A 12154-nucleotide genomic window follows, 5' to 3' on the forward strand; every position below is an offset into this window, starting at 1 on the left:
TAGGGAGTTAAGCGGCCGGGAGTGCGAACTCGACGGCGCACTCAGCGCGGAGCGTGCCGTGACCGACTGCCTGCTTCGACACGATGAAGTCCTCCTGGCGGCGAACGTCGCGTGCGGTCTCCGTCGAGATGCCCATCAGCGTCAGGACGGCCACCGCTTCCGGTTGCCACATGAGCGCCGAGAGCTTCGAGAAGTCCGCGCGGTACTTCGAGAACACGTCCTTATTGGCCGTGTCGTTCGTCTGCGGGATGAGGTTCGACGGGAAAATCGTCACGCCTTCGAAGCGGATCGCCTCGGTCGGCACTGCGCCCGTACCCGCCGTCGCCAGCGAGATCATCGAGTTCAGGTTGACGAACTGGCCCGCCGAGTTCTTCGCGTACTTGATCGCGTCGAACGTCGCGTGGGTCACGGTCATGTACCACGGCGAGGACGCCGGGATGTTCTTCGATGCCTTCGCCAGCTTCGCCTTGCGGATGGCGTCCATCCAAGCGAGGCCGTCGATGGCCGTACCGCTCGACAGCAGCGCGGAATCCACGATGCGGTCGCCGCCCGGGAACGGACCAACAGCTGCCGTCCGGGACGCGAGCGCGATCTGGCGGAAGTTGTTCTGGTCGTACATGCGGGCGAGCGCTTGGCCCATGTCGGCCGTCATCGGACCACGCACGTCGAACTGCGACATTGCCTGATCGAAGTCCCACAGGGCGTGATGCGCAACCATCGGCGCGTCGATGGTCACTTCCACTTCACCCGTTGCGAACGGGTTGCCGAGCATCTCCTGGCCGCGCTGGAGGTACTCAGCCTGCGAGGTGCCCGTGCGCGGGAACTGGTACGACTTGCCCGAGGTGATGTTCTTCTCGCGGACCTTGCCCTTGGTGAGCGTTGCAGCCGTGAACGAGGTGAGCACCTCGCCCGAGAACATCTTCAGGAACAGCGAACGATCGTCAGCCGGGTTCGATTGACCCGTGCCGAACGCAACCGGATTGCCCGGATTGGTCGAGAACGTCATTAAGTCTCTTTAGAAAGGGAGTGTTGCCGACCCACGAGCGGGGCCAACGGAGGGGAGAAGGGGAATTCCCCCCGCATGGGTTGGTCCGGGATGGACGCCCAGAGGCGAGGGAGGTAAAGCGGGGATTAGATGCGGGAGATGCGGAGCTTGTCGGCCACTTCCTTGCGGAACGCCTCCGACGTTTGGTAGCGGGGATCGGCCATTGCGGCCACGAGTTCCGACTGGTCTCGGAACGCCGCGATAGCGCCACCCGTGCGGCTGGTCACGCTGACCAGAGCCGGGTCGCCTGCTGCCTGCATCCGTTGCTTCAGAATGCCGACTGCCGACGCGGCGTCCGGGCCGTTCAGGAGGTTCTCGTAGAAGACCTTCTGGTCCTGCGAGAGATTTTTCTGGCCCCAGGCGATGACGGCATTGAACTCGTCCTTGCCGCCAGCAGCCTCGAACAGCTTGGCCTCGGCTTGTGCAGCGAGCGCCGCCTGGCCTGCGCGGAACTGCGACTGCATCTGGAGCACCTGCTCGTTCGAGATGCCCAGGGCCTTCGCCATGCCCGCGATGAGCGCGTCGCTCGGCTTCTCTGCGTTGAACTCCGTGACGAGCGAGCCGTCATCGAACGCCTTGGCGAAGTCGTAGGCGGACGGGGCATCGCCCTCGCCGTCCTTCTTCTCCGAAGTGTTCTCCGTGCCTTCCGGCTTCTTCTCGTCAGCAGGCGTGTCCGTCAGCTTCGGCGTCGGGGCGTTCGGGTCGGCGGGTGCCGGGTCCGTCTTAGCCACGGGTTCCGTGGGCGTGATGCCGTTGGATGCGTCCGCTGCCGCAATCATGGCCGCGCGGTACTCCGGGGAGTCCGGAATCAGCGCAGGGGTTTCGGGGGTGCCCGGACTTGCCGGGCTGTTCGGGTTGATGGTGTCGGTCGTCATTGAGCCGGTGCGAGTGAGTTGGCCGCAATTTGACCCGCGACAGGACCAGCAGCGGCACGGGCCATGTCAGCCTGCATTGCCCGCTCCTGTTGTTGGGCTTGTTCCTGCTGAACTTCCTTGGCCGTCTTGATGGCCTGCGGGAATCCAAGCGCAGCGGCGGCAGGCGTGAGGATCGTGTCGAACTTCACGTAGGCTGCTGCTTCCTGCTGGAACGCTTGCGGTGTCTCGTTGAGGAGGGAAAGGAACGACTGCACCTTCTTCAGCTTCGCGTCCTTGCCCAGTGCAGCGAGACCAGTGGTCACGGTGATCTGGGTGGAGTCGGTGCCAATCTGGGGCAGTTCATCCCGCGATTGCATCTGGGCGACGAGCTTGCGCAGCCGCCAGCCGACCATCTCGGGGCCGAGGTACGAGTACACACCGCCCAGGGACTGTTCGATCTCGGTGACGAGCATCTGGAGTTCGTAGGCGGTAACGCGCTCCGCGTCGCGGCGCAGGTCGTTCGTGAGAAGGAAGGCGACCGAGAGGTCACGCTTAAGGTCCTGCTTCTCAGCGTTGAGCGACTGCATCGCTGCGGTGTTGTTGAATTGGAACGGCTGCACGTCACCCTGCGATCCACCGCGAGCGGAGATCACGGAGCCGTTGCGGGCCTCCATGATGCGCTTGCGCAGGTTGCCGCCTGCCGCGTTCGGCGCGACAAAGATCAGGTTACGCGCCGCGATAGCGCCGCACTCCAGCAGCTGCTGCGAGGTCTTGTCGAGCGCCAGGAGGTCCGAGTAGTTCTGCTCGACGTGCGAGCGGCCGTAGGACTCACCGGGCACCAACTCCCAGGCAAGCGCGTTCGCAGGCATGATGCCGTTGTACGTGCTGTACGGGACCACCTGGGAGTCGTCCAGGTCCTGCTGGACCGCGTAGGTCTTCTCGGTGAGGAACTCGAATCGCGTGTACAGCGTGACTTCCTCGGACTCCTTCTTAGCCGTGAGGCGTCGGAGTTCCGGGGTGAGTTCGCGCACCTTGAGCTTCTCCGCCGTAACGATCTCCATCGTGCGCCCGTTGAAATCTCGGACGCAGACGAACTGCGTCAGCGGGAACAGCTTCAAGCGGCCGTCCGGTTGGATGTATTCGCAGACGTTCCCGGCAACCACGAGGTGCAGGAGCGACAGGTAAGTCTGCCGCCGCCAGTTGAGCGCTTCGATGTTCGCGTTAATCAGTTGCTCGCATTGGGCGAGGCCCTGGATGATCTCGGGCGGGGGCGATAGAACGCCCTCCTTCAGCAACATCTTGGTCGAGACCTCGATGTTGAACGCGGAATCGCCAGGAGGCATGAACGCCATCATGAGCTTCGAGGCCACGTTGGTAGCGCCGCGATGCCCGAATGACGTGTAGGACTGGGGTAGAACTTGTTGCGGGGTCTGCCCTTGAGGCGGACACACCGAAGGGACCGTGAGAGCAGCGCAGGCATGCGCACGTCGCCAGTAGGCGTCACGGTCCGGGACCAACTCTTGATAGCGGTCCTGGAGCTTCTGATTCAAAGCTGAACGCCGACCCCACGCGGAGCGTCAGGCGATGAGCCGACCGTCAGGTAGCGGCGCATGCTCGCCTTGTTCTTCGCGGACGACACCGGACTATCCTCAACCGGCTGGATCAGCCTCGCAGCCGGGGCGTCCGGTTGCGGCGGATCAGGGGCCTTCGGGATGTTGGGTTTGCTCATAGAGTCTCAGGTGGTATGCGTGCCCCACCCGGAGAAAACCAAGGCGCTCCAGATAGGGGATGTGTTGTGGGAGAGGCGCTGCCGTCAGGGTGTGGTAGCCCGAGCGGCGAGCGCCGTCACTGAGAGACCGCAGGACGCGGGGGAGAACCCATCGTCCACGAGCGTCACGGGAGGCGCATAGGTGCAGCGCAGCGGTACCGTTGCCGAGCCGCTCCAGCCATACCGCAGCCTTAATGCCAGCGCCATCGCGGAGAGTCCAGAGGTCGCAGCGGTGCAGTAGACGGAGAGGCCAATCCGCGCGAAACGGATAGACGTGACGAGCCAGGAAAGCGAGAAGTTCAAGCGTAGCTCGCTTCTGCTGCCTTCGAGTCCTCGTCCCGTTGCGCTGCGTCCAGGTCATCTGCCAGTTGGAAGACGGCTTGGATGGCATCGTGAGCACCGACGAGTTCGTGGGCCGCTTGGTAGTCCTTCGCATGCACGAGGTCCACCAGGCCAGCCAGGGGGTATTGGGTGAGGAGCCATCCGCCTACGGTACGGAGATCCGTCGAGCTAGGGCAGTCAGCCGGGATGTTGTTCTCGTCCCCTTCTCTAAGAGTCTTAGAGATATATAGGGACCCTCTACCATGTGCGGATTTATTCCGTGCGGCCTGCCCGGAGGGACTCGTACCAGTCCTGGAGGGCAGTAAGCTGCGCAGAATTCGCTTGGCAAATTGCGTAATTCGCATTCACGGTCCTCATCAGATCGGCAAGCGAATAAGGGGAGTCAGAGGCGTCGCCCTCCGCGCCAGGTCGGGCGGAATCGGCGGCAGGTCTCGAACCGTCACCGGCTTGGGTTGCTGCGTCGTGCAGGCGGACAAGCTGCTGAGACAGGCGGACACTATCGGCGCGAGCAGCAGCAAGCGCAGCTTCCAGTTGAGTCGTGCGAGCTTGGTGAGCATCGTTTACTTCCTTGAGCTTTGCAGTGAAGGCGGAGGTAGCCGAGGCCGCAGCGGCGGCGTCAGCTTGGCGAAGGGAGTCGAGCGCAGTGCGGTGGTCGTCTGCGGCCTTCGTGAGGCCCGCAGTGAAGCCCTCGTCGTAGATGTGAGAGCGATAGGCCAGCGCCCCAGTCGCGAGGCCGACCGCCAGTAGAACCCCTGCGACGACCGCGCCTGCCCAAGAGGGCAGAGACGCCATCAGAGTCGCTCCATGATCTCGTCCACTGTGGCGTACAAGTCGTCCAGCGTGCCGTCATTGACGATCACGAAGTCCGCAGGCTCGCGGGTAACGCCAGCCTCGCTTACGTGCGAGGCGACGGCCAGGGCGTCCGGGCGAGCGACGTGGATGATCCGGCCGCCGCGTTGTCGGATGGCATCCGCCTCGTTGTCGAAGCGGACATCGGTGATGACCGCCGACTTGCCCGAGTGGCGCTGGAGACGGCGGGCCTCGTCCATCGCCACCAGGACCCAGATGTTCTCGTTGACGAGCATCCGGCCCCACTCGGTGCCGAGGGTCTGGAGCATCTGACGCGGCGACTTGCCGAGCCAGGGCACGGGGTCCTCCTTCACGAAGTCGAGGGCACGACGGTCGATGCCGACCAGCTTGCACACGAACTGACGGAGCGGCTCCGCGAACGACACCTGGCCGTAGTTGTGATGCTCAACCAGGTAGTTGCCGATGGTGTCCTTGCCCGCGCGGGCACGGCCCGTGATACCGATCATCGGCAGGTTACTTTGCGATTGCTTGTGCATTGAATGCGATGTCCTTGACGCCAGGGAGTGCGTAACGCACGTCGCCTGTTTCGTTGTCGTAGTCGGTGGGTCGGAGGATTCGGGCGAGTGCCGCCATGCGGCGAAAGTCCAGGGCCGTCTGGATAACGTCCTTGTACTTGCCCTTCTTCGGGGCGAGGTAATGGAGCGCGGCGTTGTGCGCCATCTCCGCGAGATTCCGGCACCCTTCGAGTACTGCCTCGGCTCCCTTGGGGCCGCAGCCAATACAGCCTCCGAAGCCGTCCGTCGGGTCGCCCATGAGCGTCTGGTACATCCACTGCCAGTCAGCGCGGGTCTCGGTGATCGTGACGAGCTTCTTCTTGCCCGTGATGTACAGTCGCCCTGGGACGGTCTTCATGTCCTTGTCGTTGGAGCAGATGACGTGACCCGGCCCGGACAGCAGGCCCATCACGTCGTCGGCCTCCAGGCCCGGTCGCCAGGTCGAGTTCTCGTTCGCGAACACCCAATCTTCGAGGGGCTTGTACTGCTCGGGCTTCTCGCCACGAGCGCCCTTGTACGGCGCGTAGATGCCCCGCCTGAACAAGCCGCGCTCCTTGGGACTGAGGCATACGATGTAGCTATCGGCATCCACGGCCTCGCACCACTCGCGGACGATCTCGTGGAACTTGGCCCTTGCCTCCTCGAACGTCGGCGGCCGGTCGGTGACAGTCTCTGCCTCCCAGTCGGTCTCCTCGACCTTGATGACGCACGCCTTGTAGATGGCCTCGTCACCGTCGATAAGCGCGACAGTCACACCCACCCGCCTTTCGCGTGGTAGATGGTCTTGGTGATCTCCCGAGGCTCGACCTCTGCGAGCATCGGCTTGTCGTACTCGTAGTCCGACCAGTAGCTTCCGCTACGCGACTCGGCCACGGTAACGAACCGCCCCGAAGGCTTGTGGAGGTACACGGTGTCGCGGTGCTCGTGCTTGTGATCCGAGACCCACTCGCCACGCGTGATCTTCATGAACTCGTCCAGGTCATCGAGTGCGTCGATGGGATCGTCCTCGGACGTGAGTGCCGCCTTGAACTTCTCCAGGTCGAACTCGGTCATCACACGGCCCTCGCTTCAAGGCCCGCGCAGTTCACGAACTCCCACCGGGGGTACTTCGCCTTCAGGCGTTGCAGGCGCTTCGCGGACGAGTCGATGCGCCACAACTCCTTGCCGTTATCACCCATGTAGGTGATCGTGCCGCTCTCCGCGTCGGTAACGTATGCGGGCGTGTACAGGATGCCCGTGGGCAACACCGCGACCTGGGACAACCCGAAGTCGAAGTCCAGCAGGTTCTCCAGCGGGTCCGTGATCTCGAACGGATTCAGGTCGATGATGTTGAGGCGGGGCCGTCCGTCAGCGAAGTGAATCTCGTACTCGAACTCCTCGACGCCCGAGGGGTCCTTCGGCTCGATCACGTCGAGCTGGCCGCCCACGATCATCGCGATCTTCTCCAGGCCGGAGCGCCCCACGTCGTAACCGGTCATCACGTCGATGTCCTTGATCGGCTTGCCGTGCAAGATGTCGCGCGGTGCGCCACCGGAGATCACGGCGTCCGGATAGACGCGGCGAATCTTGGTGACGAGGTTCTGAAGGTCAGTGAGTTTCATGCCAGTTGTTTCCGATGTCGAAAGCACCATCGAGACGGCACCGGAAATTCCAGTGCTCGCCTGCTTTGGTGATTGCGTTCTTGAAGGTCGTGCCGATGAGTTCCGCGTGTTGCGGCAGGCACTCTTGCTGTACTTCGTCGTGGACGTTCGCTAGGAAGCCGAAGTCCCTCCCATGAACCAGGCCGTGTACTTCGGTGATCTCATGCCAGTAGATCGCCAGGGCCTTCTTCATGATGATTGCGCCCGTCCCCTGGAGAAGGGTGTTGAGCGCAGCGTGGGCGTGGCGCACGCGAATGCGCCGACCGTCGATACCCTTGAGCCAGCCGCGAGCCTTCGCCGCCTTCTCGATGTCCTTGATGAGAGCGCGGAAGCCCTTGATACCGTCGAGCAGCTTGCCCTTGACGACCTTACCGATGACCTTGGCGGCCTTGAGCTTGCCGTTGACGTGCGCCCAGGACGGCCACTCGCTCACGGGTTTGCCGCTCGTGCGCCAGTCAGCGATCCAGATGTTCCCGGCCTTCTCGTCCCCGGCCCCGTACAGTGCGCCGTACAGGAGGGTCTTCGCGCCGTCTCGGGAGAACAGGTCCGTGTTCTTCCGGTTCATCGAGTGGGCGTCAGTGCCTTGGGCCTTGTCGCCTTCTAGCAGCGCACGGGTCAGCGCCCCGCCGTCGTAGCGGGCCAGGTAGTGCGCAAGGACGCGCAGTTCCAGGCCCTCGGCGTCGCACCCGACCTGCTTCCACGACTCGCGCGGAATCCAGATGTGCCGCATCTCCTTGTCGATGTTCGCGGAGTTCGGGCGCGAGTGCGTCATGCGGCCCGTCACGGCACCGTTCGGATTGACGTACCCGTGGACGCGGTGGTTCTCGTCGGCGTGGTGAATCCATCCGCCGCCAGTGCCGTTCTTCTTCGGCGGAGCGGCGAGTTGGGTCCACTGCGTATCCACGCGAGCGAAGTGTAGGAGCGGCTGAACCTCGGGGAAGTCCAGCTTCTTCAGGACCGCCTCGGTGATGTTCGGGTTGCCCTTCTCCGTCAGCGGAGCCTTCCAGCCGTACTTCTTCTTCAGGCGGTTGGCTACGTGGTACTCAGAGCCAGGGTTGAACTCTTGCAGGACGATCTTCGTGTATGCCGCGCCCTGGGTGTACGAGACGCCCAGGCGATTCTGGGACCGCTTCGGAACCGCCACGCCAGCGCTGACGTAGATCGGCGGGAATACCCGCTGCATCTCGGCCAGGTAGCCGTCCCGGCGCTCCCAGAGTTCAGCTGCGAGAGTCATGGCCTCGCGCATATTCAGCGGGAAGCCGTTCTCCATCTGGAGGTCGATGAGATACGCGACATCGTGTTCGAGGTCGCAGGCCTCGCCCCAGGTGCGGACGCGCTCCAGCCGCTTGTATAGCGCATTGGTGACGGCGATGTCCTGCTCGCAGTAGGAACGCATCTCCTCGGAGTAGCGGTCCCACTCGTTATGGGAACCCTTGAGGATGCCCATCTCGACACCGTAGGACTCCAGCTTGTGCCCCCCGAGACGCTCAGGTTCGGCCAGGCGGCCCATGACGAGCGTGTCGAGAATCGCGGTGTACGGCATCTCGTAGCCCGTGACTTTTGCCAGGGCCTTCCGGTCGAAGTTGATGCCGTTGTGTGCTGCGGTTTTACCCCCACGGGCGACGTGGGCCTTGAGGCGCTCCACGCCCTCCATGAGCGGCGGGTGTTTCGGGTCGTGGTCCGTGTAGGTCGTGATGACTTCGGAGCCGACGGTGCCGATTGCGAGCACCCAGATACGGGTGAGTTCGCGCAGCAGGCCGTCGGTTTCCAAGTCCCACGTCAGGATGTCCGTGGGGTTGTCGGTCATTACGCCCCCTGCTCAGGGGCGACGTAGACGATGATTTCCACCATCGCGGGCTTGCGGCCCTGCTTCACGGCGTCAGCGTAGGCACGCTCGGCTGCGGACTTCATGGCCGTGACGAACGGTTGTTGCTCCGTCACGGCTGCGTGTCGGTGGATTTGATACTGCTTGTCAACGAGGACTTCTTCGGTCATTTGTTCCGGTCAGCTACTTGTTGGTAGAAGGCACAGATGCGTTCCATCTCTTGCACGGTTGCGTCCTTCTTCAGTTCGTTGACCCTCCACGACACGACGACCACGTTGCCAGGCACGTAGCCTTGCGACGGATCGATGCGGTCGAGGGAGGGGGAATAGGGGCCTGCGCGGCCCGATGATGGTCTGAGGCGCACACCCAGAACAGGGCAATGCGTCGGCACTTCAAAGTCTGCGAGGGTCAGCGTGTGCTTGATGGCGTCACGCTTGGCGCGGTAGCGGGAGTTGCGAAGCAGCGTGCGTGCGATCCCGCTAGAACGGGGCATCGTCCTCGGACTCGTCGTCAGCCATGATGTCCGGCTCGGAGAGACGCGGTATGGGCTTCAGACGGCCGGTCTTGGCGTCGTACTTCAGACGGTCAGCAGGACCCGTCCTGCCACCTCTGCGGACCTTCAGGACGCGCACTTGCGAGATGTCACGCTCGTCGTCGTCCTCGGCCTGCTGGTTGCGCTCCTTAGCGATGACGACATCGGGTACTTGCTTCAGCGAGCCGCTGCCCTTGATGCTGGACAGCGAAAGCTGGGCGCCCTCCTCGGCCGTCCTCGCGCCCGACTGCTCCTTGCGGACGTGGGCGATTGCAACGACGCTGCAACCGGTACGCTCCACCATCGAACGCAGCTTCACCAGCAGGGCGTCTTGCGCCTCGTTGTCCAGACCGGTTGCGGCGATGGTCAAGTGATCTAGGAACAGTAGTTCAACGCCGTTGAGCGCCATGAATTCCATCTTGTTCACGAGACCGTCGGCGTCTGATGCGCCGAAGTGGTCATACGCTTGGTAGCGGTCGCCGTGCCCAAAAAGCTTGGCGTAGCTCGCGTCCCACTGCGCGTCCGTCAGGAGCGACGAGTCCTCGTCCAGTGCTTCGAACGGGATGTCGTTGTCGAGTGCCACCAGAGCCTTCGCGGTGTCCTCGACGGACTCCTCCAGGAACAGTGCGCCCACCTTCTTGCCTTCGCACAGCGCGGCGTACAGCCACTCTCGTGCATCGGTGGACTTACCAACACCTGTGCCAGCCGTCAGGAGCCATAGTTGTCGCGGGCGAATTCCCCGCGTCATCTCGTTGACCAGCGGGTAAGGCGTCTGCCAGCCTGGTGCAGCCTTGGCCTTCAGGCGCTCCACCGAGAGGTCCGCGCCCGTGATTACGCCATCGGGGCGATAGTCCTTGGCCTCCCATGAGGCGCTCACGACAGCCGTGGGACCGTGCTCGCGCAGGAGGTCGTTCGCGTCCTTCAGGTCAAACGGGGTGGTGACGAACTTCACGCGCCCCACCGGGAGCACCTTGGCACACGCCTCTATGGCCTCGCGCCCCGGCTCATCGTTGTCGAACCAGAGGACGATCTCATCGAAGCCCTTAAGCCATTCAATCTGCGCCGCGAGAGACTTGGCTGCGCCCTGGGCACCGTTCTGCACCGAAACCACCGGCCACTTCAGCGAGAGCGCCTGCGCCACGGATAGGCAATCGATCTCGCCTTCCGTCACGATGACGCGCTTGCCCTTCGAGCGGAACAGGTACTGCCCGAACAGGCCCGCCTGCTTCAGCTTGCCCAGGACCACGAAGTCCTTGTCGGGCGTGCGCAGCTTCTGCGCTACCGGGCTTCCAGTGGAATCGCAGTACGTCGCGATCTGGACAGGCTCCCCGTCGCGGTCCTTGCCCACGAGGTAGCCGTACTTTCGACAGGTTTCCTCTGCGATGCCTCGCTTGCCGAGGGCGCGGTATTCGCCACGGATAAGCGAAGTGTCTCCGGGACCAGCGACAGGATCGTGACTCGGTACCCGTGCGCCGTTCGGCTGACAGGTGTTACCGCAGGAAAAGCAGTGCGTGTGACCATCGTCATACTCCGCGTTTGCGTCAGATGATCCGCAGTTGTCGCACGGACCCTTCGACACGAGATTGGATTCGGATTCGTGCGCTTGGGGCATTACTTCACCTTCGGCGTGTGCTCGATGGTCCGGTCGTACACGAAGCGAACTTCAACGATGCGGTATCGGGAGAAGTCGATGGATTCGGGCGGAGTACGCCCGTGACGTTCCGAGAGCTTGGTAGCCACGTCGATCCTGCGCTTCATCCGATTGAGGTAGGCTGTGCCCGCCCCTTTCGAGCGGTATGGCCCCGCGACGATCATGTCGTCACGCGTGACGCTGAATCGGCTCAGATACATGATGGACATCACTTGCTCCCCTTGCGCTTCGGACGCGCGTTGACGAGGTTGAGGAGTTCGCTGTGGGTCACGAGGCGACGCTCGCCGCGACCACGCAGCTTCCACATGCCGTTGACGCCTTGCTCGGCGAAGTAGCCACGGAAACGAACAGTCGTGGGGAAATTCTTTTGAGTCATGCTTACCATCCGTAGGTTGCGTCGGTGAGGTACACCTGGGAGTTGGAACGAAGCTCGTTTTGCACTGCATGGCGCGAACCGCGCGTCATGCGAGCGAACCAGCGGAAGCCGCGCTGCTGCGCAGGCGTTCCCCGGTGCCACGAGTGGGAGTTGAATGCGACGACATCGCCAGCTCGCGGATGGATAACCCAACCCGGCCTGGTGAGGTCGATGATCTGGTCGGCGGTCTTGTAGAAGTTGTCGCCGTCGTTGTTGAAGCGGTCGATGAGAACCCTAGGGTTTAGGGCAACATCGCCTTGCAGGAATTCGGTGAGACTCCCCGTTCCGTTGTCCACGATCGTGAGCAGGTGCTCAGTGACGTATTCAGGATCGAACAGGTCTGGCTGACCGGCGTACTGCGGGTTGCTGCGCGGCGCATCGTCCGTGTGCCAGCCCGGGATGCACGGGAACATTCCCGGCATCAGCATGTGGTGTCGCGTGTCGATGATGACGCCCGACAGGTCGCCCCAGACTTCGTATGCCGCGTCGATGAAGTTGCGTGTGAGGTCGCCGCCATGCTTTGAGGCGTACTCCACATCTGCGCGGAAGAACATCGGCTCGCGCTTGATCTCGTCAGCGGTCGCCGTGCGGGGCATCAGCCCGTAGTGCAGCTTCAGGGTGCTTTCGTGCTTGCTCATAGTCAACGTTCGGGTGTGCGGTGAAGTTCGGGTAGTGGCGCGAGAACGTCGTCTCGCACTCTTCGTAGATTCGCGAGGCG

16 protein-coding genes are annotated in these 12154 nt (G+C 63.1%); all 16 read right to left on the reverse strand.

The features are described 5' to 3' along the window. Nucleotides 1-7 precede the first annotated feature (7 nt). Entirely contained in the window at nt 8-1006 is a 999-nt protein-coding gene (locus tag WS78_RS28475) for a major capsid protein (RefSeq protein WP_059580077.1), read from the reverse strand. Between the two features lie 125 nt (nt 1007-1131). After that, nucleotides 1132-1920 (reverse strand): capsid assembly protein, encoded by a 789-nt coding sequence (locus tag WS78_RS28480; protein WP_059580081.1) that lies wholly within the window; start codon nt 1918-1920, stop codon nt 1132-1134. Further along, complete coding sequence (locus WS78_RS28485) at nt 1917-3449, reverse strand: portal protein (RefSeq protein ID WP_082717415.1); 1533 nt, start codon at nt 3447-3449, stop codon at nt 1917-1919. The genes WS78_RS28480 and WS78_RS28485 overlap by 4 nt, the downstream gene beginning before the upstream one ends. Continuing rightward, nucleotides 3446-3628, reverse strand: a complete 183-nt coding sequence (locus WS78_RS36485; RefSeq protein WP_156437418.1) for a hypothetical protein — start codon at nt 3626-3628, stop codon at nt 3446-3448. Before WS78_RS36485 ends, WS78_RS28485 begins: the two co-directional genes overlap by 4 nt. A 737-nt stretch (nt 3629-4365) precedes the next feature. Then, on the reverse strand, nt 4366-4566 hold the full coding sequence (locus WS78_RS36490) for a hypothetical protein (RefSeq protein ID WP_156437417.1): 201 nt from the start codon (nt 4564-4566) through the stop codon (nt 4366-4368). A 234-nt stretch (nt 4567-4800) separates the two neighbouring features. Then, a complete protein-coding gene (locus WS78_RS28505; RefSeq protein ID WP_063889456.1) occupies nt 4801-5355 on the reverse strand; it encodes a deoxynucleotide monophosphate kinase family protein in 555 nt (184 codons plus the stop codon). Then, complete coding sequence (locus tag WS78_RS28510; protein WP_059580104.1) at nt 5333-6127, reverse strand: hypothetical protein; 795 nt, start codon at nt 6125-6127, stop codon at nt 5333-5335. Before WS78_RS28510 ends, WS78_RS28505 begins: the two co-directional genes overlap by 23 nt. Beyond that, nucleotides 6124-6426 carry a hypothetical protein gene (locus WS78_RS28515; RefSeq protein WP_059580108.1) on the reverse strand — a complete coding sequence of 101 codons (303 nt, stop codon included), beginning with the start codon at nt 6424-6426 and terminating at the stop codon, nt 6124-6126. The genes WS78_RS28510 and WS78_RS28515 overlap by 4 nt, the downstream gene beginning before the upstream one ends. Next, nucleotides 6426-6974, reverse strand: a complete 549-nt coding sequence (locus WS78_RS28520; protein ID WP_059580111.1) for a hypothetical protein — start codon at nt 6972-6974, stop codon at nt 6426-6428. Before WS78_RS28520 ends, WS78_RS28515 begins: the two co-directional genes overlap by 1 nt. Continuing rightward, nucleotides 6961-8820, reverse strand: a complete 1860-nt coding sequence (locus WS78_RS28525; RefSeq protein ID WP_059580116.1) for a DNA polymerase — start codon at nt 8818-8820, stop codon at nt 6961-6963. Before WS78_RS28525 ends, WS78_RS28520 begins: the two co-directional genes overlap by 14 nt. Then, nucleotides 8820-9008, reverse strand: coding sequence for a hypothetical protein (locus tag WS78_RS28530; protein WP_059580119.1), 189 nt, complete (start codon nt 9006-9008; stop codon nt 8820-8822). The genes WS78_RS28525 and WS78_RS28530 overlap by 1 nt, the downstream gene beginning before the upstream one ends. Continuing rightward, a complete protein-coding gene (locus WS78_RS36495; RefSeq protein WP_156437416.1) occupies nt 9005-9331 on the reverse strand; it encodes a hypothetical protein in 327 nt (108 codons plus the stop codon). The genes WS78_RS28530 and WS78_RS36495 overlap by 4 nt, the downstream gene beginning before the upstream one ends. Beyond that, on the reverse strand, nt 9318-10982 hold the full coding sequence (locus WS78_RS28535) for a DnaB-like helicase C-terminal domain-containing protein (RefSeq protein ID WP_082717413.1): 1665 nt from the start codon (nt 10980-10982) through the stop codon (nt 9318-9320). The genes WS78_RS36495 and WS78_RS28535 overlap by 14 nt, the downstream gene beginning before the upstream one ends. After that, nucleotides 10982-11230, reverse strand: coding sequence for a hypothetical protein (locus WS78_RS28540; RefSeq protein WP_059580127.1), 249 nt, complete (start codon nt 11228-11230; stop codon nt 10982-10984). The genes WS78_RS28535 and WS78_RS28540 overlap by 1 nt, the downstream gene beginning before the upstream one ends. Then, nucleotides 11230-11397, reverse strand: coding sequence for a hypothetical protein (locus tag WS78_RS36500; RefSeq protein WP_156437415.1), 168 nt, complete (start codon nt 11395-11397; stop codon nt 11230-11232). Before WS78_RS36500 ends, WS78_RS28540 begins: the two co-directional genes overlap by 1 nt. A 2-nt stretch (nt 11398-11399) precedes the next feature. Beyond that, nucleotides 11400-12074 (reverse strand): hypothetical protein, encoded by a 675-nt coding sequence (locus WS78_RS28545; RefSeq protein WP_059580131.1) that lies wholly within the window; start codon nt 12072-12074, stop codon nt 11400-11402. Nucleotides 12075-12154 lie beyond the last annotated feature (80 nt).

This window comes from Burkholderia savannae, from assembly GCF_001524445.2.
Lineage (GTDB): Bacteria > Pseudomonadota > Gammaproteobacteria > Burkholderiales > Burkholderiaceae > Burkholderia > Burkholderia savannae.